The organism is Kitasatospora sp. NPDC127121 (assembly GCF_042677305.1).
In the GTDB taxonomy this organism is placed as follows: domain Bacteria; phylum Actinomycetota; class Actinomycetes; order Streptomycetales; family Streptomycetaceae; genus Kitasatospora.
Map to the genome: position 1 here is coordinate 44,868 of NZ_JBHXTQ010000002.1, position 23,059 is coordinate 67,926.

At 73.2% G+C, this 23,059-nt stretch carries 20 protein-coding genes and 1 tRNA gene; 12 read left to right on the forward strand and 9 right to left on the reverse strand.

The features are described 5' to 3' along the window. Positions 1–31 precede the first annotated feature (31 nt). The 4 genes from ACFVHI_RS02435 to ACFVHI_RS02450 all read left to right on the forward strand — a co-directional run bounded on the left by ACFVHI_RS02435 (position 32) and on the right by ACFVHI_RS02450 (position 2,834). Entirely contained in the window at positions 32–940 is a 909-nt protein-coding gene (locus ACFVHI_RS02435; RefSeq protein ID WP_380334995.1) for an NADP-dependent oxidoreductase, read from the forward strand. A 73-nt stretch (positions 941–1,013) separates the two neighbouring features. Then, positions 1,014–1,087 (forward strand) — tRNA-Lys (locus ACFVHI_RS02440). A 140-nt stretch (positions 1,088–1,227) separates the two neighbouring features. Continuing rightward, on the forward strand, positions 1,228–2,199 hold the full coding sequence (locus tag ACFVHI_RS02445) for a GlxA family transcriptional regulator (protein WP_380334997.1): 972 nt from the start codon (positions 1,228–1,230) through the stop codon (positions 2,197–2,199). Continuing rightward, positions 2,199–2,834 (forward strand): DJ-1/PfpI family protein, encoded by a 636-nt coding sequence (locus ACFVHI_RS02450; protein WP_380335000.1) that lies wholly within the window; start codon positions 2,199–2,201, stop codon positions 2,832–2,834. Before ACFVHI_RS02445 ends, ACFVHI_RS02450 begins: the two co-directional genes overlap by 1 nt. Here ACFVHI_RS02450 and ACFVHI_RS02455 read toward each other — a convergent pair. Next, complete coding sequence (locus ACFVHI_RS02455) at positions 2,831–4,021, reverse strand: MFS transporter (RefSeq protein ID WP_380335003.1); 1,191 nt, start codon at positions 4,019–4,021, stop codon at positions 2,831–2,833. The genes ACFVHI_RS02450 and ACFVHI_RS02455 overlap by 4 nt on opposite strands. A 62-nt stretch (positions 4,022–4,083) precedes the next feature. Next, on the reverse strand, positions 4,084–5,847 hold the full coding sequence (locus ACFVHI_RS02460) for a chitinase (RefSeq protein ID WP_380335005.1): 1,764 nt from the start codon (positions 5,845–5,847) through the stop codon (positions 4,084–4,086). 235 nt (positions 5,848–6,082) lie between these two features. Between ACFVHI_RS02460 and ACFVHI_RS02465 the strand changes: the two genes are divergently transcribed. Then, positions 6,083–9,286 carry a S41 family peptidase gene (locus tag ACFVHI_RS02465; protein WP_167745870.1) on the forward strand — a complete coding sequence of 1,068 codons (3,204 nt, stop codon included), beginning with the start codon at positions 6,083–6,085 and terminating at the stop codon, positions 9,284–9,286. A 36-nt stretch (positions 9,287–9,322) separates the two neighbouring features. Here ACFVHI_RS02465 and ACFVHI_RS02470 read toward each other — a convergent pair whose 3' ends face one another. After that, positions 9,323–9,556 (reverse strand): hypothetical protein, encoded by a 234-nt coding sequence (locus tag ACFVHI_RS02470; RefSeq protein WP_063349281.1) that lies wholly within the window; start codon positions 9,554–9,556, stop codon positions 9,323–9,325. 173 nt (positions 9,557–9,729) lie between these two features. Here ACFVHI_RS02470 and ACFVHI_RS02475 point away from each other — a divergent pair, with 173 nt between their 5' ends. The 3 genes from ACFVHI_RS02475 (at position 9,730) to ACFVHI_RS02485 (ending at position 11,419) form a co-directional block, all read left to right on the forward strand. Beyond that, positions 9,730–10,536 (forward strand): phosphoribosyl-dephospho-CoA transferase MdcG domain-containing protein, encoded by an 807-nt coding sequence (locus ACFVHI_RS02475; RefSeq protein WP_063349280.1) that lies wholly within the window; start codon positions 9,730–9,732, stop codon positions 10,534–10,536. 269 nt (positions 10,537–10,805) lie between these two features. Beyond that, positions 10,806–11,294: a DUF5753 domain-containing protein gene (locus ACFVHI_RS02480; RefSeq protein ID WP_380335009.1), complete on the forward strand. Its 489-nt coding sequence runs from the start codon at positions 10,806–10,808 to the stop codon at positions 11,292–11,294. Then, entirely contained in the window at positions 11,177–11,419 is a 243-nt protein-coding gene (locus tag ACFVHI_RS02485) for a DUF397 domain-containing protein (RefSeq protein ID WP_380335230.1), read from the forward strand. Before ACFVHI_RS02480 ends, ACFVHI_RS02485 begins: the two co-directional genes overlap by 118 nt. Before the next feature lie 163 nt (positions 11,420–11,582). On the opposite strand, the gene ACFVHI_RS02490 is transcribed toward ACFVHI_RS02485, so the two are convergent. After that, on the reverse strand, positions 11,583–12,713 hold the full coding sequence (locus ACFVHI_RS02490) for a protein-L-isoaspartate(D-aspartate) O-methyltransferase (protein WP_380335012.1): 1,131 nt from the start codon (positions 12,711–12,713) through the stop codon (positions 11,583–11,585). Between the two features lie 369 nt (positions 12,714–13,082). Between ACFVHI_RS02490 and ACFVHI_RS02495 the strand changes: the two genes are divergently transcribed. The 3 genes from ACFVHI_RS02495 (at position 13,083) to ACFVHI_RS02505 (ending at position 15,362) form a co-directional block, all read left to right on the forward strand. Continuing rightward, on the forward strand, positions 13,083–13,619 hold the full coding sequence (locus ACFVHI_RS02495; RefSeq protein ID WP_380335015.1) for a hypothetical protein: 537 nt from the start codon (positions 13,083–13,085) through the stop codon (positions 13,617–13,619). Positions 13,620–13,697: 78 nt separating this feature from the next. After that, positions 13,698–14,186, forward strand: coding sequence for a hypothetical protein (locus tag ACFVHI_RS02500; RefSeq protein ID WP_380335018.1), 489 nt, complete (start codon positions 13,698–13,700; stop codon positions 14,184–14,186). Between the two features lie 567 nt (positions 14,187–14,753). After that, positions 14,754–15,362, forward strand: a complete 609-nt coding sequence (locus ACFVHI_RS02505; RefSeq protein ID WP_380335021.1) for a multiprotein-bridging factor 1 family protein — start codon at positions 14,754–14,756, stop codon at positions 15,360–15,362. A gap of 202 nt (positions 15,363–15,564) precedes the next feature. Here the strand turns inward: ACFVHI_RS02505 and ACFVHI_RS02510 are convergent, their stop codons facing one another. From ACFVHI_RS02510 to snpA (ACFVHI_RS02525), 4 genes are all read right to left on the reverse strand, one after another. Further along, positions 15,565–17,640 carry a phosphocholine-specific phospholipase C gene (locus ACFVHI_RS02510; protein WP_063349278.1) on the reverse strand — a complete coding sequence of 692 codons (2,076 nt, stop codon included), beginning with the start codon at positions 17,638–17,640 and terminating at the stop codon, positions 15,565–15,567. A gap of 207 nt (positions 17,641–17,847) precedes the next feature. Further along, a complete protein-coding gene (locus tag ACFVHI_RS02515) occupies positions 17,848–18,507 on the reverse strand; it encodes a pentapeptide repeat-containing protein (protein ID WP_380335024.1) in 660 nt (219 codons plus the stop codon). Between the two features lie 182 nt (positions 18,508–18,689). Then, positions 18,690–19,313 (reverse strand): snapalysin, encoded by a 624-nt coding sequence (gene snpA, locus ACFVHI_RS02520; protein WP_380335027.1) that lies wholly within the window; start codon positions 19,311–19,313, stop codon positions 18,690–18,692. A 340-nt stretch (positions 19,314–19,653) separates the two neighbouring features. Further along, the gene (gene snpA / locus ACFVHI_RS02525; protein WP_063349275.1) at positions 19,654–20,295 is read right to left on the reverse strand and encodes a snapalysin; all 642 of its coding nucleotides are present in this window, start codon (positions 20,293–20,295) and stop codon (positions 19,654–19,656) included. 260 nt (positions 20,296–20,555) lie between these two features. On the opposite strand from snpA (ACFVHI_RS02525), the gene ACFVHI_RS02530 reads away from it, so the two are divergent. Then, positions 20,556–21,530 carry a LysR family transcriptional regulator gene (locus tag ACFVHI_RS02530; protein ID WP_244293453.1) on the forward strand — a complete coding sequence of 325 codons (975 nt, stop codon included), beginning with the start codon at positions 20,556–20,558 and terminating at the stop codon, positions 21,528–21,530. Positions 21,531–21,666: 136 nt separating this feature from the next. Here ACFVHI_RS02530 and ACFVHI_RS02535 read toward each other — a convergent pair whose 3' ends face one another. Beyond that, positions 21,667–22,857, reverse strand: coding sequence for a low temperature requirement protein A (locus ACFVHI_RS02535; RefSeq protein WP_380335032.1), 1,191 nt, complete (start codon positions 22,855–22,857; stop codon positions 21,667–21,669). Between the last annotated feature and the right edge of the window lie 202 nt (positions 22,858–23,059).

A 23,059-nucleotide genomic window follows, 5' to 3' on the forward strand; every position in this document is an offset into this window, starting at 1 on the left:
ATGTCGAACATTCGAGAGGGCGGGAGCAGACATGAAGGCGGTCACCGTGACGCGGTCCGGCGGTCCGGAGGTCCTGCGGGTCACCGAGGTGCCCGACCCGGAACCCGGGCCGGGCGAGGTGCGGGTGCGGGTCTTCGCCGCCGGGGTGCAGCCTGTCGACCTCGCGATCCGGGAGGGCTTCCGCCCGCCGGGGGCCGTCGTCGAGCCGCCGTTCGTCCTCGGCAACGAGTTCGCCGGAGTGGTGGACCGGCTCGGACCGGACGGCTCCGGCTGGCAGGTCGGCGACGAGGTGCTGGGCTTCCGCTTCCTGGACAGCCAGGCCGAGCTCGTCACGGTGGACGCCGCCCAGCTGGTGGCCAAGCCCGCCGGCATGCCCTGGGAGCAGGCCGGCTCGCTCTCCGCCTCCGGCCAGACCGCGCACCTGGCGCTCACCCTGCTCGCGGTCGGCCCCGGCGACACCGTGCTGGTGCACGGCGCCTCCGGCGGGGTCGGCACCGTCGCCGTCCAGCTCGCCCGGGCCTGGGGCGCCACCGTGATCGGCACCGCGAGCGAGCGCAACCACGACTACCTGCGCGACCTGGGCGCGATCCCGGTCGCGTACGGCGAGGGGCTGGTCGAGCGGGTCCGGGCGGTGGCGCCGCAGGGCGTGGACGCCGCCTTCGACGCCGCCGGGCGGGGCGCGCTGGCGGCCTCCGTCGAGCTGGTCGCCGACCGGAGCCGGATCGGCACCGTGGTCGACTACCCGGAGGCCGAGCGGCTGGGCGTCCGGGGGCTGCGGGGGCCGCGCACGGCCGCGCGGCTGACCGAGCTGGTGCGGCTGTGGGAGGCGGGCGGGCTGCGGCTGGAGGTCGCCGAGGCGCTGCCGCTGGAGCGGGCCGCCGAGGCCCACCGGCTGGTCGGCGCGGGGCACGTCCGGGGCAAGGTGGTCCTGGTGCCGTGACGCTGCGTGCGCGGCCGCCCGGGCCGATTGTGTGTTTCGGCTGCTGACCAGGTAATGTTCTCCGCGTCAGCAGGCGCCGCTAGCTCAGTTGGTTAGAGCAGCTGACTCTTAATCAGCGGGTCCGGGGTTCGAGTCCCTGGCGGCGCACAGACAGCCGGAAGGCCCTTCGCGAGAGCGAGGGGCCTTCCGGCGTTTCCGCGCTCCCCGCCGGCGTCCCCACCGACGGTGGCAGGAAAGGTGGGAAACGGGTCATTGCTGCCACTGCGACCCGGTGACAGGCTGGTCGCATGAGAGCGCGCAGCGTGGTCGTCGTCCTCTACGAGGGCGTGCAGAGCCTCGACGTGACCGGTCCCGTGGAGGTCTTCACGGGGGCGGGCGCGGCCGCCGGGCAGCCGGGGGCGTACCGGGTGACCACCGCCTCCCCGGGCGGCGGGCCGGTGCGCAGCCACAGCGGACTGCGGCTGCTGCCGGACGCGGACCTGGCCGAGGTCGGGCCGGTGCACACCCTGCTGGTCCCCGGCGGGCTGGGCAGCGATCTCCCGGACGGCGCGCTGATCGCCCGGATCCGGGAGCTGGCCGGCCGGGCCGAGCGGGTGGTGTCGGTGTGCACCGGGGCCTTCCTGCTCGCCGAGGCCGGGCTGCTGGCCGGGCGCCGGGCGACCACGCACTGGGCGTACTGCGAGGCGCTGGCCCGGCGGTTCCCGGACGTCGAGGTGGACCCGGACCCGATCCACGTCCGGGACGGGCACGTCGCCACCTCGGCCGGGGTCACCGCCGGGATCGACCTCGCGCTGGCCCTGGTCGAGGAGGACCTGGGACGCGACGCCGCCCTGCTGATCGCCCGCCATCTGGTGGTCTTCCTGCGCCGACCGGGCAACCAGGCCCAGTTCAGCACCCAGCTGGCCGCCCAGGTGGCGGCCCGGCAGCCGCTGCGCGAGGTGCAGCGGTGGATCGCCGAGCACCCGGAGGCCGACCTGTCCGTCGAGGCGCTGGCCCGCCGGTCGGCGCTGTCACCGCGGCACTTCGCCCGGGCCTTCGCCACCGAGGTGGGGGTGACCCCGGGCCGGTACGTGGACGGGGTCCGGCTGGAGGCCGCCCGGCGGCTGCTGGAGGACACCGCCGACGGCATCGAGGAGATCGCGCGCTCCTGCGGCTACGGCACCCCGGAGGCGATGCGGCGCGCCTTCGTCCGGTCCCTGGCCGCCTCGCCCGCCGAGTACCGACGCCGCTTCCGACCCGATCCTGTTGGAGGACACTGATGCGCATCGCCGTTCTGCTCTACGACGAGTTCACCGCCCTGGACGCCGTCGGCCCCTGCGAGGTGCTGTCCCGCATCCCCGGCGCCGAGGTGGTGTTCACCGCCGCGAAGCGCGGCCCGGTCCGCACCGACATGAAGACCCTGTCGCTGACCGCGGAGGCCGCCCTGGACGAGGTGGACGCGGCCGACGTGCTGCTCGTCCCGGGCGGGCCCGGGACGGAGGCCCGGCTGACCGACCAGGCCGTGCTGGAGTGGATTCGCGCGGTGGACGCCACCACCACCTGGACCACCTCGGTCTGCTCGGGCTCCCTGCTGCTGGGCGCCGCCGGACTGCTGGCGGGGCGCCGGGCCACCTCGCACTGGTGCTGCCTCGACGCGCTGAAGACATTCGGGGCGGAGCCGACCGGGACGGAGCGGGTCGTGGTCGACGGCAAGTACGCGACCGCGGCCGGGGTCTCGGCCGGGATCGACCTCGCGCTGACGCTGACCGGACTGATGGCCGGGGACGCGACCGCGGAGGCGATCCAGCTGGTCATCGAGTACGACCCGCAGCCGCCGTACTCGGCGGGCTCGGTCGCGACGGCCCGGCCCGAGCTGGTCGCCGAACTGCTGGCCAACGGGCTGCAGTTGCGCTAACCACGATCAGCCGGGAAGCCGTGGCGGCGGGCGGCGGTGGCCACCGCCAGGACGGGCAGCATCAGGGCGAGCACCGTCCAGGGCAGGGCCCCGGTGCCCAGGCGGCCCAACACCAGGCCGCCGACCACGCCGCCGCCCGCCATCGCGGCGTTCCACAGGGTGACCAGCACCGCCTGGGCGGCGTCCGCCCGCTCACCGCCCGCGTCACCGACGGCGGTCTGCAGCAGGGTCGGGGCGCCGCCCCAGCCCAGGCCCCAGAGCGCGGCGGCGGCGTACACCAGCGGTGTGCTGTGCGACCAGAGGCCGAGCAGGCCCGCGGTCAGGGCGACCAGCAGCGCGCCGCCGATCGTCAACTGCCGTAGCCGGCGGTGGATGTGGGCGCCGGTGAACCAGATGCTCGCCAGCGAGGCCAGGCCGAAGACCAGCAGCACGGTGTCGGTCGCGTCGCCGAGGCCGGTCCGGTCGAGGAAGGGCGCGATGTAGGTGAACAGGATGGTGTGGGCGAGCACGAAGAGCACCGTCACGGTGAGCACCGGCGCCACCCCGGGCACGGTGAGCGCGCTCCGCACCGGGGCGCGCTCACCGGCGGGTTGTCCGGGCTGGTCCGGCAGCAGGGCCGCGATCCAGCCGATCACGCCGAGCGCCAGTGCCGTCATGGCCAGGAAGGGCACCCACCAGGCGAGCGCCTGGCCGAGGAAGGTGCCGACCGGCACTCCCAGCGACAACGCCACCGGTACGCCCGCCATCGCCACGGCCATGGCCCGGCCCTGCTGTTCGACCGGCACCAGCCGGCGCGCGTACCCGGCCAGCAGCGCCCAGGCGAGGCCGGCCGCGACGCCCGCGAGGAAGCGGGCGGCCAGGGTGAGCGGGTAGTTCGTGGAGGCCGCGGTGACGGTGTTGGCGGCGGCGAAGCCGGCCATCGCGGTGAGCAGCAGCCGCTTGCGGCCCCAGCCGGCGGTGGCCGCGGTGAGCGGGATCGCGGTGGCGGCGGTCCCGAGCGCGTAGACGGTGACGGTCTGCCCGGCGGCCGACTCGCTGACGCCGAGGGCCCCGCTCATCCCGGGCAGCACGCCGGCGGGCAGGGTCTCGGTGAGCGCGGTGACGAAGACGGCGGTGGCCAGGGCGAGCAGGGCGGGCAGCGGGAAACCGTTGCGGATTGCGGGAGTCGGGAGCTGTGTGGTCGCCATGGGAACCATGCTCGATCCTCACACTGATGTCAGGTTCAAGCACGGTTCCCACCGGCGTCACCTCAGCGGCGGAAGTAGCCGTCGAAGTTCTTGGAGAACTCCCGGCCGCCGAACTGGTCCCAGTTGACGGACCAGGTCATCAGCCCGCGCAGGTTCGGCTGGGCGCCCGAACGCGGCATGTACGAACCGCAGTTGGCCAGCTTGGTGAGGCAGTCCAGGGCCTTGTTCACCTCGGCCGGGGCGACGTAGCCGTTGCCGGCGTTGGTGGTGGCCGGCATGCCGATGGCCACCTTGGAGGCGGGCAGCGGCGGGAACACGTTGTTCGTGTTGCCCGCCACCGGGAAGCCGTTGAGCAGCAGGTCGGTCATCGCGACGTGGAAGTCGGCGCCGCCCATCGAGTGGTACTGGTTGTCCAGGCCCATGATGGAGCCGGAGTTGTAGTCCTGGACGTGCAGCAGGGTGAGGTCGTCGCGCAGCGCGTAGATGACCGGCAGGTACGCCCCGGCGCGCGGGTCCTGGCCGCCCCAGGGGCCGGAACCGTAGTACTGGTAGCCGAGTTGGACGAAGAAGGTCTCCGGCGCCATGGTCAGCACGAAGCCCGGACCGTACTTGGCCTTGAGGGTCTTCAACGCGGAGATCAGGTTGACGATGACCGGGCTGGTCGGGTTCTTGAAGTCGGTGTCACCGGTGTTGAGGGAGAGCGAGTGCCCCTCGAAGTCAATGTCCAGGCCGTCCAGGCCCCACTTGTCGATGATCGCCGAGACCGAGCTGACGAAGGTGTCGCGGGCGGCGGTGGTGGTCAGCTGGACCTGGCCGTTCTGGCCGCCGATCGAGATCAGCACCTTCTTGCCCTGGGCCCGCTTGGCGGCGATGGCGGCCTTGAAGTCGGCGTCGGACTCCACGGTCGGGCAGTCGGTGACGGAGCAGCGGTTGAACCGGATGTCGCCGGAGGTGACGGAGGTGGGCTCGCCGAAGGAGAGGTCGATGAAGTCCCAGGAGTTCGGGACGTCGGCCATCCGGGTGTAGCCGGCGCCGTTGGCGAAGCTGGCGTGCAGGTAGCCGACCAGGGCGTGGCTGCCGGGCGGCGGCGGGGTGGTCGGGGTGCCGGTGGGAGTGCCCGTCGGGGTGCCGGTGGGAGTGCCCGTCGGGGTGCCGGTGGGAGTGCCCGTCGGGGTGCCGGTGGGGGTGCCCGTCGGCGTCCCGGTCGGCGTTCCCGTCGGGGTCCCGGTCGGCGTCCCGGTCGGGGTTCCCGTCGGGGTCCCGGTGGGCGTCGGCGTCGGGCTGGGGGCGCCCGGCCCGTCCAGCGAGACGTCGTCCGCGTAGTAGGTGCCCTGGCCGTACCAGCCGTGGGTGTAGACGGTGGCGCTGGTCTGGGTGGCGCCGGTGGTGAAGCTGACGCTGAGCTTCTGGTAGCCGCCGCCGGTGCCGGGGGTCCAGGTGCTGGGGCCGCCGCCGTCGACGCCCAGGTAGACGTACGAGCCGTTGACGTACGCGCTGAGCGTGTAGGTGGTGCTGGGGGCGACGGTGACGGTCTGGCCGCACTGGGCGGTGTCGCCCGCGGTGGCCGCGGCGGCGAGGGCGTAGCCGCCGCCGTGCACCGGGCTGGTGACGACGCTGCCGGAGTTGCCGGTGCAGCTCCAGGGGGCGAGCGAGCCGGATTCGAAGCCGCCGTTGACCAGGAACTCGCCGGCCGAGGCGGCGGGCGCCAGGCCCAGGGTGACGCCGACCAGGGTGGCCGCGGCGACGGCGGAGGCGGTGCCGGCGGCGAGCAGGGTGCGGGACTGCTTCCGGCGGGCGGGGGCGGGTGCGGGTGTGGTTCTGCGCATGCGGGGGCTCCTGCGATGGCGCGGTCGTGGGGGACGTCCGAGGGCACGCCGGAGCACGCGCCAGTGGGGGGGGAACGGCCCGGCCTGGCACCCAAGTTGGACTAGACCACTGAAGTGGATTCGGCACTGCGGTGTCAATGGTCCAGACCGGTCCGCGACCTACGCGCCGGCCGCCCGGCAGCCCCGACGGGCCGCCCCGGTTGCCGAGGGTGACACCCCGTCGAAGGATGGAGGGGTGACCCCGCCCGGCTACCTCCGCTACCCCCACCTGCACGGCGGGCTGCTCGCCTTCACCGCCGAGGACGACGTCTGGATCGCCCCGCTGGACGCCGACGGCGCCACCGGCCGGGCCTGGCGGGTCAGCTGCGACCGCACCCGGGTCAGCCACCCCCGCTTCTCCCCCGACGGCCGCACCCTCGCCTGGACCAGCTGGCTGAACCTGACCCCCGAGGTGTGGACCGCCCCCGTCGAGGGCGGCGAGGCCGAACGGCTCAGCCACTGGGGCAGCCAGGACACCCGGGTGCGCGGCTGGCTGCCGGACGGCGAAGTATTGGCCGTCACCTCCTACCACGAGCCGTTCGGCCACTACACCTGGGCGCACGCCCTGCCGCCCGACGGCTCCCCCGGCCACCGGATGCCCTGGGGCCCCGTCGGCGACGCCCAGATGAGCCGCGAACGCACCGTGCTGCTCACCGGTGCCGCCCCGCACGAACCCGCCGCCTGGAAGCGCTACCGGGGCGGCGCCACCGGCCGGCTCTGGGCGGACGGCGAACAGATCCTCGCCGACCACCCCGGCCACCTCGCCTCACCCATGCCCGTCGCCGGGCGGATCGCCTTCCTCTCCGACCACGAGGGCATCGGCAACGTCTACTCCTGCCGCCCCGACGGCACCGACCTGCGCCGGCACACCGACCACGCCTCCTACTACGCCCGCGAGGCCGCCACCGACGGCACCCGGATCGTCTACCAGCACGCCGGCGACCTCTGGCTGCTGGACAGCCTGGACGCCCCCGCCCCCCGCCGGCTCGCCGTCCCGCTCGGCGGCGCCCGGGCCGGCCGCCGCCCGTACCAGGTCGGCGCCGCCGCCCAGGTCAAGGACCTGGCCTGCGACCAGAGCGGCCGGGCCGGGGTGATCACTGTACGCGGCAGCCAGTACTGGCTCACCCACAAGGACGGCCCGGCCCGCGCGCTCGCCGACACCCCCGGGGTGCGGACCCGGCTGCCGGTGATCCTCGGACACACCGGCGAGGCCGCCTGGATCACCGACGCCGAGGGCGCCGACGCGATCGAGGTGATGCCGCTGCCGGGGCACGAGGAGACCGAGAAGCACCGCCACCGGGTGCTCGCCGCCGACCGGATCGGCCGCGTCCTGGAACTCACCGCCTCCCCCGACGGCGCCCACCTCGCCGTCGCCGCCTCCGACGGGCGGCTGCTGCTGGTCGCCGCCGACGACGGCGCCGTCCGCGAACTCGCCGCCTCCGGCTACGGGCCGGTCTCCAGCGCCCGCTTCTCCCCCGACTCGCACTGGATCGCCTGGTCCCAGCCGGTGGCCGGGCGCTCGCTGCGCCGGATCCGGCTCACCCGCACCGAAGCACCCGGGCCGGTCACCGAAGTCACCGACGGCCGCTTCGAGGACGAACAGCCGGTGTTCACCCGGGACGGCCGCTACCTGGCCTTCCTGTCCTGGCGCGGCTTCGACCCCGTCCACGACGTGCACACCGGCGACCTCTCCTTCCCGCTCGGCTGCCGCCCCTACCTCGTCCCGCTCACCGCCGACACGCCGTCCCCGTTCGCCGCGCCCGCCGAGGACGGCGCCCCGCGCGGCAACGGCGGCGGCGACGGCACCGTCCTCGTCGACCCGCAGGGCATCGGCGAGCGGCTGCTCCAGTTCCCGGTGATCGCCTCCAAGTACTCGGCCACCGACGCGGTGCGCGGCGGCCTGATCTGGCTGCGCTGGCCGATCTCCGGCACCCTCGGACAGACCTTCGCCAGCCCCGACGACACCTCCGGCCGCCCCTCGCTGGAGTACTTCGACCTCGCCCGGGGCACCCGCACCACCCTGGTCGACAAGCTGGACGGCTACGCCGTCTCCGGGGACGGCGGCTCCATCGCGGTCTACTCGGCCGGGACCCTGCGGATCGTCCCGGTCACCGGCGGCGCTGGCAGCACCGTCGACCTGCGACGGATCACCCACACCGTGCACCCCGCCGCCGAATGGCGCCAGGCCTACCACGAGGCCTCCCGGATCGTCCGGGACCAGTTCTGGGACGAGCGGATGTCCGGCCTGGACTGGCCCGCCCTGACCGCCCAGTACGAGCCGCTGCTGGAACGGGTCTGCTCACCCGACGACTTCGCCGACCTGCTGCGCGAACTCCTCGGCGAACTCGGCACCTCACACGCCTACGTCACCCCGTCCCGGCGCGCCGAAGGGCCCTCCCTCGGCCAGCAACCGCTCGGCCTGCTCGGCGCCAACGCACACCGCTCCCCCGACGGGCGCTGGCTGGTCGAACGGGTACTGCCCGGCGAGACCTCCGACCCGCGCGCCCGCGCCCCGCTCGCCGCCCAGGGAGTCCGGGACGGCGACGAACTGCTCGCCGTCGGCGGCCGCCCGGTGGACCCGGTGCGCGGCCCGCTGCCACTGCTGGCCGGCACCGGCGGCACCACCGTCGAACTGGCCCTGCGCGGCAGCCCCGACGGCCCGGTACGGCGGATCACCGTCACCCCGCTGACCGACGAACGGGCCGTCCGCTACCAGGACTGGGTGACCAAACGCCGCCTCCTGGTACGGGAGTTCAGCGACGGCCGGTGCGGCTACCTGCACATCCCGGACCTCGGCGGCTCCGGCTGGGCGCAGTTCAACCGCGACCTGCGGCGCGAGCTGGACAAGCCCGCACTCGTCCTGGACGTGCGCGGCAACGCCGGCGGCAACGTCTCCGAACTCGTCCTGGAGAAACTCACCCGGCACGTCCTCGCCTGGGACTTCGGCCGGGACCGCCAGCCGGTCCGCTGGCCCCGGCACGCACTGCGCGGCCCGCTCGTGGCGCTCGCCGACGAGGCGACCAGCTCGGACGGCGACGTGGTCATCGCGGCGATCAAACTGCTCGGCCTCGGCCCCGTCGTCGGCAACCGGACCTGGGGCGGGGTCGTCGGGATGACCGGGCGGCACACCCTCGGCGACGGCACCCGGATCTCGGTGCCCAAGAACGCCTCCTGGTTCGAAGGCGGACTCGGCTGGTCGGTGGAGAACCGCGGCGTCGAACCGGACGTGCACGTGCTGCGCACCCCGCGCGACTGGGCCCGCGGGCGCCACCCCGAGCTGGTCGCCGCCGTCCAGCTCGCGCTGGACCTGCTGGAGGACGCGCCCGCCGCGGCGCCCCCGCCGGAGGACACCCCCAGGCCGGACCTGCGGCGCCCGCCGCTGCCGCCGCGGGCGCGGTGACGGGGGGCTCGGGGGCTGGTGGGGTCTCCCGGGCTTTCAGCCCCAGGGGTCGCCCTCGGCCGTCATGTTCTCGGCCGCGCGCCGGTCGGCCTCCTCCTGGACAGCACGGGCACGCCGCTCCGACTCGCGGGCCTCCTGGGTCTCGCGGGCCCGCTCGATCTCCGGGCTGTACGCGTCCGCGGCCTCGTCGTGGGCGATGGCGGCACGCTCGGCGGCGTCCTGCCCGGTCGCCTCGTGCGCCTTGTGGCGGAACCTGTCGAAGATGCCCATGACTCCTCCTCCGAACGGATACCGGGCTTCCCCCACTCTCACACCGGGCACCCGGAGCCGCACGTTGAGCCTTTGGTCCCTGGTGAACGCGCCCAACGGCCGTGGCGCGGAGGCGGCCGCCCGGCGCAGATTGGAGCCGTCGGCCGAACTGACGCCACCGTCTGGAGCCCACCGTGACCGTCGTACCTTCCGCCCGCCAAGCCCGGCGCACCACCGAGGACCCCCACGACGGGCCGCGCCGGCGGGTCGGGCCGCTGGCCGCGCTGGACGGGCGACTGCCCGGCGCCCACGACCTGCTGCTGATGCAGTGCCCCAGTTCGCTGCACCCGCTGGCGGGCGGCGAGCTGCCGGACTGGGCGCGGGCCGTCCTGCGCGTGCACCCGTGGGTGACGGTCGGCCGGGCCCCCTCCCTGGTCGGCACCCCGGCGGACGTCCCACACCCGCAACGCTGCACCCGGGACCCGGAGGCCGCGCCCGAACAGTGGATCCCGGTGATCGTGCGCGGCCCCCGCCCCGGGCAGCGGCTGGACGCCCTGGCGCCCTGGGCCGCAGTCGCCCGGACACTGCGCCCCGAGCAGCTGGCCGGGCGGTGCGGACGGCTGGACCCCGAACGGGTCGCCGGAATCCCGGCGCTGGCCCTGCTGCCGGCGGTCGGCCGGATCGTCGCGGACCACCGGCTGTCTTGGGGCCCGATCGGCGCGGTCGGCTACGAACTGGGCACCGGCGTACCGGTCGCCGGGCCGCTGAGCCCGCTGCGACTGGTCCTGCGCACCCCGCACCCGATCAGCCGCCGGGACGCCCTGCAACTGCGGCGGGCGCTCAGCAGGCTGCCGGTCCCGGTCCAGGCCGAACTGGAGACCCGCTACGGCTCGGTCCAGCTCGCCGAGTACGCGGCCTCGCCGTACACCCTCACCCTGCTGACGCCGGACGGGCCCCGGGAGGTCCGCGACCCGTGGTTCCCACGCGGCCCGTTCGTCTGAGCTGTCCGCCACATCAGTTGAGCCGGTTGGGCGACCGGGAAGCCGCCGGGATGCGGAGTCCGGCCATCGCCCCGAACGGCTGGTTCGCCAGGTGGCCCGCCGACCAGGCGACGCCCCACCGGGCGCAGTTCGGGCAGTTCCACGTCCGTCCGGCCGCGTTGGCGTCGTTGAGCAGATCGACCGGGGCCGCAGCAGTCCGGTGCGGGACAGGCGGGAGGGTCGGTCATCGGCGGCGGTCCCGGCCGAGTCGCCGCCGGGCGGCCCGCCGGATGAGGGGCATCGTGCCAGGGCTGCTTCAGACGTTGGACTACGCGCGGGCCATCCCGGCGGGGGCAGTCCGCCGAGGCAGCATCACGCAGGACCAAGCCGAGGAGCGGGTCGCCTACCTTGCGCGCCGACAGGCGAACTTGCGCCGGGAGACCCCTCCACTGATCCACGCAGTTCTGGATGAGAGCCGCATCCGACGGCCGGTCGGCGGAAAGTCCATCATGGCTGCCCAGCCCGACGAGCTTGCAGCCTTCGTCCGGACGCCCAACACCGTTCTCCAGGTGGCTCCGTACGCCATAGGCGAGGAACGAGCGTTCGACCTCCCGGTCAACATCATCGCCCTTCCGGACCGATCGCTGATGTCCTACGCCGAATCAGCGCAGCAAGGGCACCTGGAACGGGACAGCGGCGCAGTACCGCCGATCCTCAGTGGTTCAAGTCTTCGTACAGCAGCAACGGAGGCGACTGCATCGAGGTCGCAGGGAACCTGATCGCGTCCGACACCGTCCCCGTCCGAGACAGCAAGGACACCGACGGCGCGACCCTCCTCTTCCCGACCGAGGCCTGGCAGTCCTTCGTCTCCGCCGTCCGCATTGGCGAGTTCGGCACCGTCTGACATCCGGTCCGAGCATCAGGGTCAGATCGGCAGGTTCCAGCCCGGCCCGTCCGCACTTCCTCCCGACGTGCTCACGAGTCGGATCCATCCTCCCGTTAGTCGGCGATGGCACGGGCAATCGCCGAAGCGGTGTCGACACCCTGCCGGGGCGCATTGGTCGAGGTCAGATCGCCTGGGCCGGGTCGTCCAGCCAGGCGTGCCAGCCGTCGGGGGTGACGGTGAGTCCGAGCCGGTCGACACCGGGCCGGCCCGCCTCCTGCCACCAGGCGAGAACCTGCTCGAACTCCTCCCACAGCCGCCGGCCACCATACTGGCGCACCTGGTGCACGGTGTCGCCGTCGCGACAGGTCGCGGCGGCCCACGCCGGGGTGGTGAGGGAGTACAGCCACAGGGTGCGGGATCCGTCGTCGTGCGGCTGGACGGCGTGTGTCACGTCCCGCAGGCGCAGTCCGGCGGCGAGCGGGAAGGGGTCGAACTTGCCGTGCGGCGGCGGGGTGGCGGTGGTGAGGTGTTCGACGACCGTGCCGCCGCTGGCCGGGCTCTCGGGGCGGACGAGGCGCTGGGAGCGCATCTTCATGAACTCGACCGGCTGGAGGAACGGGCCCGTGGCGGTGCCGTCGCCGGCGACGGTGAGGCGGACTAGGGCGTCGGCGTTGGAGTAGTGGGTGCCGAACGGGGCGAGGATGATGCCGCCGGGCCGGGTCTGCTCGACCCAGGCGTAGGGAACCTCGCGCAGGCCGTAGGTCGCGATGGTCCGGTCGTACGGGCCACCGGGCTTCCAGCCGAACCGGCCGTCGCCGCAGACCGTGGTGGGGCGGCGGCCGACGCGCTCCAGGGCTGTGCGAGCCCGTGCGGCGATCTGCGGGTCGATCTCGACGGTGACGACGTTCGCGTCGCCGAGGCGGTGGCCGAGCAGCGCGGCGTTCCAGCCGGTGCCGGTGCCCTGCTCGGTCACGCGCATCCCGGCCTCGATCTGGAGGTCGTCGAGCATGGAGGCGACCAGGGACGGCATGGAGGCGGAGCTGGTCGGCACCGTGCCCGGCTCCAGGCCCTGGTGCTGACCGTCGTCCCACTGCGTGACGATCGGGATGTCCGCGGCGGCGGCCTGGAGCCAGCCGGGCTCGTCCGCGGCACGGTCGACGGGGCGGCTGGTACCGGTGGCCAGGTCGTGCGCCCACACCAGGTCTGGGAGGAACAGGGAACGCGGGACGGCCTCGAAGGCCGACACCCAATCGGCGGCGACGGGGAAGGGCCGCCCGTCCGAGCGGCCCTTCTGCTCAGGTTCGAGCGTCACTTGCGGCGCCCGCCGTCGCCGGGCGGCGTGGTGCCGTCGGGGGTCGGCGGATCCGGTGGCGGTGTCCAGGGCGTCCCGGGGTGCCCGTCACCACCGTCCCCGCCGCCACCACCGTGCTCTCCACCGTCATGTGCAACCGACTCCATCACCGGCTCCTCTCCAAGGAATGGCTGCCGCGCCACGGGCCCAGGACCGGGATGCCCCGGCCCCCGTCCACGACGCGGCATCGACGACGTCATTTACCGTTCCGTCGGCCAGACGAGCCCGTCAAGGGCGCGTGGAAGCACATGCCCGCTCCCGGCGCCGGCCGTTGTTCCGGGATTCACCAATCGCCTTCCACCACCTGGTGGTTGGATGCACGATCGGTCGATGGACTTCTACACCACGGGCATGCCCAAGGTCAGCAGGGTGCGGGACTTCCCCTCGCTGTCCGACCCGACGGTCACCATCATGACGATCAGCGAGCACGGCTACGTGAGCCAGTACACCGGAAACGGTGAGCGCAAGCGCGGCCTGATCAGCAGCCACACACTGCGCCCCGGCGACCTGGTGCTGGCCATTCTGCCGACCATCCCGGCGACGGTGGCCGTGGTGGACGACCGGAAGGCGTTCTGCGAGGAGTTCGGCGCCAAGGCCACCGAGGTCACGACGCTGGACGTGGAAGCCGCCCTGGCGCGGGCCTGGCGGGCCTGCGCGGAGACCGGCTGCCCACAATGCGGGGTAGAGGCGTGGCAGTACTGCCGCAACGAGATCAAGGGCGCGATGTACGCCTTCAGGTTCCACCGCGGCCGCCAGGACGCCGCCGGAGTACGCGCGATCCTCAAGCCGGTGGGCCTGCCCGACAAGCACTGGCAGAACGGTGTCGGCCGCTGGGAGTGGGACGAACGCCTCCTGCGGCAGAGCTGAAGTGCCCGTCGCCCCACGCCGCGCGCCACCGCCGGCCACGCCTCCGAGATCTCAACAGTCCGCAACGAAAGGAAATCGATGAGTACCCTTCCTGAACCCGACACCACCGCCGACGATCTGAGCCCCGAGCGCAGGCAGGACCTCCTGGAGCTCGCCGAGTTCATCGGACTCGACGATGCCGCCGAAGGCCTGCGCGGCGACATGCGCACCGAGCGAATCCTCCCCCGGCTGAAGCGCGCGCTCGACCTGATCGGTCTGCCCATCAGCACCGGCCCCGACACGCCCGGCGTCGTCGTCACTCTGTTGGGAACGGCCGCCGCAAGCTGGCAGGCCGGATCCGTCGCGGTCGAGTGGAGGCCCAGCGCTGCCCTCATCACCCTGGACGACGAGGCCGACGCCGGCGACCCCGTCGACCACTTCACCAGGTCCGTCTACGAGACCCTCGACACCGCTCTCGCCGCCACCCTGCGCAAGGCCGGACTGCACGTCCTCATCGACTCCCAGTTCGGCGGCGTCATCATCGCGGACACCAGGCCCGTGGACCATCTCAACTCCTTGGGACTCTGACCGAGAACAGGCCAGTCCGGCCGCCTGGAGGTGCGATGGAAACCTCGTCCTTGGACTCGCTCTACCAGCGGGTTCGAGGAGCTCCGTCATGTCCCAGCTGCTGCAAGGTCCCTGAGGGAACCTCGCTCTTTCCACGGACGACGCTCACTTCCGCAGCCGTCTCCACCCCGTGACGGGCTCGCTGTGCGAGTACTTCCTGTACGAGTGCCTGCCCGGCTCGCGTGGGTGACTCTCGCCGAGATCCCCGGGTACGTGCCGTACGGGCTCTTCGAGCCGGTACAGAAGTACCTGGACAACGCGCTCAAGGGCTGACGGACCTCAATGGAGCGGCGCTGCGGGCTGTTACTCAGATCAAGACACACGACGAGGCCCCACTGCCTGGCGGGTAGTGGGGCCTCCGTTCTGCCCGGCGAGGGTGACCGCCGGCTGCCGACGCCGGCGCGTCCGGCTCCTCGATCTGCTTGGGGCTGTGGCGAGTTGTCCGGTCGGGGGGTAGGCTCCGGCAGCACTTGGTGGGCGGGTGAACGGCCAAGAGCGGAGGCGGGTTTGACGTCCTTCGGGCGCACGTTGCGGCTGCTGCGCCGGCGGGCGGGTATGTCCCAGCCGAGGCTGGCGGCGACGGTGTTCGTGTCCCAGTCGACCATCAGTCGTTTCGAGTCGGGCGACCGGATGCCGGATCCGGCGCTGGCCCGGTTGATCGATGGGGCGCTGGGGGCGGGAGGCGCGCTGTCCGGCCTGATTCCGGCCGATCCTGATCGGGCCGACTTCCAGGCCCGCAGGCCGGGTCTGGTGGACCGGGCGATGATCGTCGAGGCGGAGTCGGGGCTGGTCCAGTTGCGGAAGCTGGAGGACATCTCCTCCTCCGCGGATGTGACTCCGATGGTGGCGGCGCGGGCCGAGTTGGCCGTCCAGGCGGCCAAGGACGCGCCGTACGCCCTGCGGGCCCCGGCGATCGGTGCGGCCGCCATGGGGACCGCGTACCTCGGCTGGTGCCACTTCGTGGCCGGGCGGTACGCGGCGGCGGAGCAGGCGCTGGACCGCGCGGCGGCGCAGCAGAAGGCAGACAGGGCCGAGATCGACGTCCTCCGTGCGGCCCGCAGCCCGGGCGCGCGACCGGCGCCGTGCTGTTCACGTGTTCCCATGGCCGTTTCCCTGATCCTCCCCGCGCGGCCCTGACGCTTGAGCGGGGAATAGTCCGGAACTTCAGGCGCGATACCTTCTGCGCCTTGGGCTCACGGTCGGCAGGATCCCGGACGGCCATAAGGTCGGCAGGCGGATCGGAATACTATTCCGCGCCGATTCCGCGCCGAGTTGACGACCGATCAGATGCGGGTGGAGGCCCCGCCACCCGAGGGAGCGGGCAGCGGGGCCTGGGGCGTCAGCCGGTGATGCTGGGGGTGCCCGTTTCCAGGTGGCCGGTGAAGCGCTGGGACCAGGTGCTGTCGGCGTCGACCGTCACCGTGAAGTCGTACCAGCCGTTGTTGTAGGCCGCGGCGTTGAAGAAATCGGTGACGTTGCCGCCGGCGGGGACCTGGTACGTCCAGGGGCCGTCCGTGCGGTAGTTGTTCGACGCGATCGTGAAGGTCATGGGCGTCGCACCGGAGTTGGCGAGCTTGAAGTAGACGGCGAGCTTGCCGGTGCCCGGCTCGACCGCGTACGACGCCGTGACGGCCGCGTTCTTGCCGGCCTTGGTGGCGTCGCCCTTGAAGCGGCGCAGGAAGCGGTTGGGGCCGACGACCGTCAGGTCGTAGGGGCCGCCGCCGAAGTTGGTGCCGCAGTTGAAGAAGTCGCTGGTGGTGCCGCCCGGGTCGACGGTGTACTGCCAGGGGCCGCCGCTGCGGTAGGCGTTGGCGTAGGCGGCGAAGTGGGCGGACTTCGCCGCCGCCGTGCCCCCGTTGTCCATCGCGATCCAGACCTTCATGACCCCGCCGGAGCCGAACTCCAGGTGGTCCAGGTTGGCGTTCGGCTGGTACGGCAGGGCGCGGGCCGGCCGGGTGCCGGTCTCCTGGATCGGGAGCTGGTTGTTGACCGGGGCCGGGTTGGGCAGCGGGCCGCACGCCGACAGGCCGATGGTCTGCGAGGTGTCGGGCAGCCCGGGCAGGCCGTAGACCGGGTTGGCGAAGTCGAACGCGCTGGTCAGGTCGCCGCAGACGCGTCGGCGCCAGTCGCTGATGTTCCGGCATTGCGCGGGCGTGCCGAGGGCGGCGGTCCAGGTCTCCAGGAAGCGGAGCACGGAGGTGTGGTCGAAGGTCTCGGAGTTGACCCAGCCGCCGCGGGTCCAGGGCGAGACGGCGATCATCGGGACGCGGAAGCCGAGGCCGATGTTGGTGCCGTTGTAGAACTCGCCCGGGGTGCCGGCCGGGGCGGCCGGCGGCGGGACGTGGTCGAAGAAGCCGTCGTTCTCGTCGTAGTTGATGAACAGGACGGACGAGTTGAAGACGTTCGGGTCGGCGTTCAGCGCGTCGATCACCAGGTGGACGAAGTGCGCGCCGTCGGCGGGGGTGGCGTACGGGTGTTCGGAGGAGGCCTGGTCGGGGACGATCCAGGAGACCTGCGGGAGGGTGCCGTTCAGCACGTCGGCCTTGATCGCGGCGGCGATGTCGTCCGGGGTCCTGCCGGTGGCCTTGGGTACCGAGCCCATGCCCTTGACGGCCAGCGGGCTGCCGGCCGGGGCGCCGGAGAACTGGGTGAAGTACGCGAGGGCGTTGTCGCCGTAGTTGTCGGCGGCGTTCTGGTAGACCTTCCAGCTGACGCCGGCGCTCTCCAGTGCCTCCGCGTAGGTCTGCCAGCGCAGGCCCTTCTCGTCGCCGCCGTCGTACGCGGGGCCGCCGGCGCTGCCGGCCGGGTCGATCTGGCCGGACCAGTGGTAGGTGCGGTTGGGGCCGGTCGCGCTGAGCACGGAGCAGTGGTAGGCGTCGCAGATGGTCCAGTTCTCGGCCAGCGCGTAGTGGAACGGGATGTCCTGGCGGGTGAGGAAGCCGAGGGTGCGGACGTTGCCCTTGGCGGCGACCCAGGAGTCCATCTTGCCGCTGTTCCAGGCCTTGTGCTGATCGCTCCAGCCGTGGCTGAGGTCCCCATTGCATTGGGCGAGGCGCTCGGGGTCGGCGCCGCCGGCCGGCTTGGTCTGGCTGAACTGCCACGGGTACTGGCGGCCGAGCAGGCCGTTGGGCTGGTTGAAGACGCTGTAGCCGCCGGCTATCTGGATGGCGCTGCGGTCGGCGAAGCCGCGCACCCCGCGCAGGGTGCCGAAGTAGTGGTCGAAGCTGCGGTTCTCCTGCATCAGGATCACCACGTGCTGCACGTCGTTGATGGTGCCGGTCTGCTGGAGCGTGGCGGTGGAGGCCACCGCGGGTGCGCCGGGGGCGGCCCCTGCGGCGCTGGTGCCGGCCACGGCGAGTCCCGCCGCGGCGGCACCGGACAGCGTGACGAACTTCCTACGACTCAGCTCGGCCATCAGCCCGGCCCGTCCCTTCACTGGCGATCTGGCGATGTTGTGTACACAAGTCGGGGCTCATCGATCGCGCAGCATCTTCCACCCCGGCCGGAGGCGCCCACCAGATGCGCGCGGCAGGGTTGGCGGACTGTTCGTCCGGGTGTCACCGAGCGACGCCGGGCTGAACGGGCGGCGGAAACGGCGGGGAGGGACGGAGCGGGCGGCTGGTCAGCGGTCCTTGACCTCGATTCCCAGCGCGTGGGCGAACTGCGGTGCCAGCTCCAGCAGTTGGGTGGAGCTGATGACCGCGCCGCGCAGCCCCTGGTGGCCGTCCGCGAGGCCCAGCCGGGCGGCCCCGCGCAGGTCGGTCTTCTTCAGGGTGGCGCCGCGCAGCCGGACCTCCTCCAGCGTGGAGCCGGGGAAGGACACCTCGGTCAGCTTGGCCTCGCCGAAGTCCACGTCGCGCAGCAGGCAGTCCTCGAACACGACGTCCCGCAGCACGGCCGCCCGCAGGTTGACCGCCTCCAGCTTGCAGCCGCGGAACACCACCCGGCGCAGCGCCGAGCCGTATCCGGCGACCCCGGCCAGCACGCCGCCGACGAAGGCGCTGTCCTGCCACTCGGTGTCGCTCAGGTCGCAGGCCACCCAGCGGCCGGCCTGCACCCAGACCTCGTTGAACCGGGCCTGGCGCAGCTTGACCCCGCTGAGCGCGACCCCGGTGAAGGCGCATTCCAGGAACGCCGCCCCGGCCGCCGACTCGTCGGTGTGCTCGCCGCCGTCGAAGTGCGTGGTGTCGTACCGCTCGTCGCTGCGCAGCCGCCCGGCGTGGGGGCGGAGCAGGTCCGCGTACGGCAGGTCGGCGAGCTGGTCGGGGGCGGAACGCGGCATGGCGGTGGCACCTCACGGTCGGGGGCGAACGGGTCTCGCCCGCATGCTCGCACGCGGCACCGACAACGGTCAGGACGACGACCCGCCGGACGACCACCCACCGAAGGGCGACGGCCTCCGGACGACGGCGCCCCGGCCCGGCCGCTGCGGGCTGCGGCCGGGCCGGGGCGCCTGGCGGACGATCAGCCGCGCGCCCAGAGGGAGTTGACGCGGCTGCGCTCGGTGCCGTTCGGGTACGGGTTGGTGCAGGAGGTGCCGGGGCCGCCGCCGGACATCAGCTCGCTGCACGGGCCGGAGTAGTGGTCCGGCAGGCCGAGCACGTGCCCGGTCTCGTGCGCGGTCACCCGGACCGAGTTGTACTGCCGGTTCTGCTGGTAGTCGAGGAAGACGTAGCCGCGCCCGTGGCCGTCGGTGCTGGCGTAGGAGCCGCGGCTGTCGTTGCCCTCGTAGTAGGCGAAGTCGCCGCCCGAGCCGGACCGCAGCTGGACGTTGCTGACCGAGCTGTTCCAGATCTGCGCGGCGTTGGCGATCTGGGTGCGGAAGCTCGGTGCCGAGCTGGCGTCGTAGGTGACGACGACGGTCGCCAGGTTCGGGCTGGCGGCCTGCTTGGCCTTGGCGGAGGCCATCACGGCCTGGAAGAACGCCTGGTTGTTCGCGGCCTCGGCGGCCGAACCGGCGTACGTCGAGGCGGTGTAGCCCTGGACGCCTGGGCCGGGGGTGGCGGCGGACGCGGCGGTGGTGGGCAGCACGGCGAGACCGGCCGCGAGGGCCAGGCCGAGCGCGGCGGACAGCACGGATCGCTTCATGTGGGGGCTCCGATTCCGGTGGTGCCGTGGCCGGTTGGGGGCCGGCCCTGGGGGACACCTGGTCAGCGGGTGATGTCCCCAGAGCTTCGGGCAGCCCGGCGGGCGGGCGGATGATGTCAACCCGCGATAGCTTCGATCAATACCCCTTGCGGTAAAGCGATTTGAGATGTCTTTAACCGGCCTTGACTCGCGCGTGCCCCTGGCATTCCGCTCCACCGGCGGTTAGGCTCCCGATCGGGGAAGCAACCGAGCGGCGGGCCACCCGATTCCGGCCGGGCGGCCCGCCGCACCCGAAGGGCGTCGGCAACTTCCCTGTTTCAGCGGCGAGTTCGCGACTCCCCTAGTTCACGGAATCGACGCCGTTCGACCAGAGGCTGTCGACCTGGCCGCGCTCGTTGCTGTCGGGGTAGGGGTTGGTGCAGGACGGGCCGGGGCCGCCGCCGGACATCAGCTCGCTGCACGGGCCGGAGTAGTTGTCGGGCAGGCCGAGCACGTGCCCGGTCTCGTGCGCGGTGACGCGCAGCGAGCTGTACTGCTGGTTCTGCTGGTAGTCGAGGAAGACGTAGCCGTGGCCGTGGCCGTCGGTGCTGGCGTAGGAGCCGCGGCTGTCGTTGCCCTCGTAGTACGAGAAGTCGCCGGTGCCGCTGCTCGCCTGGAGCTGGACGTTGCTGACCGAGCTGTTCCAGATCTGCGCGGCCTGGGATATCTGGCTGGTGAAGGAGGGCGCGCTGGCGGTGTCGTAGGTGACGGTAACGGTCTGCAGCCACGGGTTGGCGGCCTGCTTGGCCTTGGCGGAGGCCATCACGGCGTGGAAGAACGCCTGGTTGTTCGCGGCCTCGGCGGCCGAACCGGCGTACGTGGAGGCGGTGTAGCCCTGGACGGCCGGGCCGGGGGTGGCGGCGGACGCGGCAGTGGTGGGCAGCACGGCGAGACCGGCCGCGAGGGCCAGGCCGAGCGCGGCGGACAGCACGGATCGCTTCATGTGGGGGCTCCGGATTCGCGGTACGCCGAACCGCCGGGGCCGGTGGGGGCCGGACACGGCTGCGGCGACGGTGGGGGCGCCCCGGTGGGGCCGGGGCGGTTTCGCTGCCCCTGAGCTTCGACCCGCCCGGGCCCGCGGCGGATGATGTCAACCGGCGATAGCACGGCCGCATACCGGCGGGGCCCACCACGTGCCCTCCTGCCGCGCTTTGTTCTGTCATGTCCTTGGCGATGTGGCCGGGTGGCGTCTATGCTCCGGGCGTGGAGCTCGACGTGAGACACCTCCGGGTGGTGTGCGCGATCGCCGACACCGGCAGCCTCCGCAAGGCCGCGCTCCAGCTCGGCATGACCCAGCCCTCCCTCACCACCCAGCTGCACCGCATCGAACGGGCCATCGGCGGCACCCTGTTCACCCGCGAGCAGACCGGCAGCCGGCCCACCGCGCTCGGCCACTCGGTGCTGTCCCGGGCCCGGCCGGTGATCACCGAGATGGCCGCGCTGGTGGCCGCCGCCCGCCAGGAGGCCCGCGACGCGGCCGGCCCCGGGCGGCAGCGCCGGCTGCGGATCGGCAGCGTCGGCAGCCGGGCGGTCGCGGCCTGGCTGCGCCGGGTGCACGAACGGCTGCCGGACACCGACACCACCATCCACGTCGACGTCTCGGCCAGCGCCCTGCTGCGGATGGTCGCCGCCGACCAGCTGGACGTGGCCTTCGTCTACGAGAGCGAGGGCTTCCCGCTACGGGTGCCGCCGGACGCCGAGCACCGGGTGCTGATGGCCCGTGAGCCGCAGTTCGTCGCGCTCGCCGCCGGACACCCGGCCGCCGCCCGCCCGGTCGTCCACCTGACCGACCTCGCCGAGGACACCTGGATGGTCGACCCGACCGCCGACCACGAGTACGCGGCGATGCGCCGGGTGTTCAGCGAGGCCGGGCTCAACCCCCGGGTGGTCCAGGTGCGGGACAACGCCACCGCCGCCGAACTGGTCGCCTCCGGCGAGGCCGTCCGCCCCTGCCAGCCGACCTCCGCCCCCGGGCCCGGCACGGTGGTGCGCCCCGTGCACGGGGACCCGCTGGCCGTCCGGCTGCTGCTCACCTGGCGCCCGCGCGCGCTCAGCCAGCCCGCGCTGGACGCGCTGTACGGCGAACTGCGCGCCGCCTACCTGGACCTGGCCAAGGTCAACCCGGCCTACCTGGCCTGGCTGGCCCGGCACGAGCCGATCCTGCTGGACTGCGCCTGAGCATCACCTGGCCGCCCGGCCGGCGGACGACGGCCAAGCGCCTGAGAGTCGCCGGGCGCCCCACGGCGGCCGGGCGCCCGAGAACCGCCAGGCGCCCCACGACGGCCGGGCACCCCAGCAACGTCAGGCGCCCCCGTCAGCCCTCCCGGCTGTGCAGCAGCACGCCCACCGCCACGGTCAGCGCGCAGACCAGGCCCGCCGCCAGCACGCCGGAACCGCCGAGCGCGGTGCAGGCCAGCACCAGCACCGCCCCGGTCGGGGCCAGCGCCTGCGCCGCGCCGGTCTTGGTGTGCCGGGAGTGCAGCAGCCAGACCGTGAGCAGGTAGAGCGCGGTGGGCACGGTGACCGTCGCGGTGGCGGCCGTCGCGGAGATCTCCGCCTGGTGCACGGCCGACTCCACGGCCACCTCCAGCCCGGTGCCGATCGCGGCGGCCGCGCCGAACACCAGGTAGTGGCCGTACCCCCAGGCGAAGGCCTGCCGGTTGGAGCGCAGGTGCTCGTGGACCGGCCGGGCGAAGTAGATCCACCAGGCCGCGAAGCAGATCAGCAGGCCGCCGATCGCCACCGGGAGCAGCCGGCCCAGCTCCTCGTGCTCGTCCACCGCCGACTGCACCGCGACCGTCGCGGCCGCCACCGTCTCGCCGAGCACGATCAGGGTGAACAGCCCGTACCGCTCGGCGATGTGGTGCGGGTGCCAGGAGGTCTGCATCCGCAGTTCGGCGACCACCGGCACGGCCAGCTCGCACAGCACCCCGAGCGGGATGACCACCGGCCGGACGGCGTCCGGCAGCAGCACCACCACCACCCAGCCCACCTGGCAGAGCGCGATCCCGACCGCGTACCGCACGGCGACCAGGCGCGCCTCGCCCTGCTCGGCGGCCGCCGCGCGCAGCCACTGGGTGACCATCGCCAGGCGCATCACCACGTACCCGGCGATCGCCAGCGTCAGGTCCTGGGTGGCGAACAGCCGTGGCACCCCGGCCGCGAGGACCAGCACCCCGGCGATCTGCACCAGCGTGGTGACCCGGTACGGCACGTCGTCGCAGTCGTACGCGGAGGCGAACCAGGTGAAGTTCATCCAGGCCCACCAGATCGCAAAAAAAGCGATCGCGTAGCCGCGCAGGCCGTCGCCGTAGTGGCCGGCCGCCAGGGAGTGGGCGAGTTCGCGCCCGGCCTGGCCGACGGCGACCACGAAGCAGAGGTCGAAGAAGAGTTCCAGCGGGGTGGCGACCCGGTGCGGCTCGTCCCGGGCGCGCGGGACCATCCGGCGCACCGGGGGCGGGTCGACGGGGCGCGGGTGGGGGGCGGCGGCGGATTCGCTGGCCATCGGTGCTGCTCCGGGTTCGGGAGGGGCTGGCTGTCCCGCGCATCCTGGCAGCGGCCCGGGCCCCGCGCACGCACCGGCGCGACGGGCGCAGCGGTTCGCGATCCCGGGGTCGATTGCGCCGTTCGTCCCCTTTTTTCCTTGCCGTCAGCCGTAGTTGACGCCCCGGTGCGCGAACCGGGTGACAGCGCGGCGGGTTTCCGGG

Bases quoted from the DNA above. Each gene is read 5' to 3' on its own strand.
- ACFVHI_RS02435 (WP_380334995.1), top strand. From the start codon at position 32: ATGAAGGCGGTCACCGTGACGCGGTCCGGCGGTCCGGAGGTCCTGCGG.
- ACFVHI_RS02445 (WP_380334997.1), top strand. From the start codon at position 1,228: ATGAGAGCGCGCAGCGTGGTCGTCGTCCTCTACGAGGGCGTGCAGAGC.
- ACFVHI_RS02450 (WP_380335000.1), top strand. From the start codon at position 2,199: ATGCGCATCGCCGTTCTGCTCTACGACGAGTTCACCGCCCTGGACGCC.
- ACFVHI_RS02455 (WP_380335003.1), bottom strand. From the start codon at position 4,021: ATGGCGACCACACAGCTCCCGACTCCCGCAATCCGCAACGGTTTCCCG.
- ACFVHI_RS02460 (WP_380335005.1), bottom strand. From the start codon at position 5,847: ATGCGCAGAACCACACCCGCACCCGCCCCCGCCCGCCGGAAGCAGTCC.
- ACFVHI_RS02470 (WP_063349281.1), bottom strand. From the start codon at position 9,556: ATGGGCATCTTCGACAGGTTCCGCCACAAGGCGCACGAGGCGACCGGG.
- ACFVHI_RS02480 (WP_380335009.1), top strand. From the start codon at position 10,806: ATGAGGGGCATCGTGCCAGGGCTGCTTCAGACGTTGGACTACGCGCGG.
- ACFVHI_RS02495 (WP_380335015.1), top strand. From the start codon at position 13,083: ATGGACTTCTACACCACGGGCATGCCCAAGGTCAGCAGGGTGCGGGAC.
- ACFVHI_RS02500 (WP_380335018.1), top strand. From the start codon at position 13,698: ATGAGTACCCTTCCTGAACCCGACACCACCGCCGACGATCTGAGCCCC.
- ACFVHI_RS02510 (WP_063349278.1), bottom strand. From the start codon at position 17,640: ATGGCCGAGCTGAGTCGTAGGAAGTTCGTCACGCTGTCCGGTGCCGCC.
- ACFVHI_RS02515 (WP_380335024.1), bottom strand. From the start codon at position 18,507: ATGCCGCGTTCCGCCCCCGACCAGCTCGCCGACCTGCCGTACGCGGAC.
- snpA (WP_380335027.1), bottom strand. From the start codon at position 19,313: ATGAAGCGATCCGTGCTGTCCGCCGCGCTCGGCCTGGCCCTCGCGGCC.
- snpA (WP_063349275.1), bottom strand. From the start codon at position 20,295: ATGAAGCGATCCGTGCTGTCCGCCGCGCTCGGCCTGGCCCTCGCGGCC.
- ACFVHI_RS02535 (WP_380335032.1), bottom strand. From the start codon at position 22,857: ATGGCCAGCGAATCCGCCGCCGCCCCCCACCCGCGCCCCGTCGACCCG.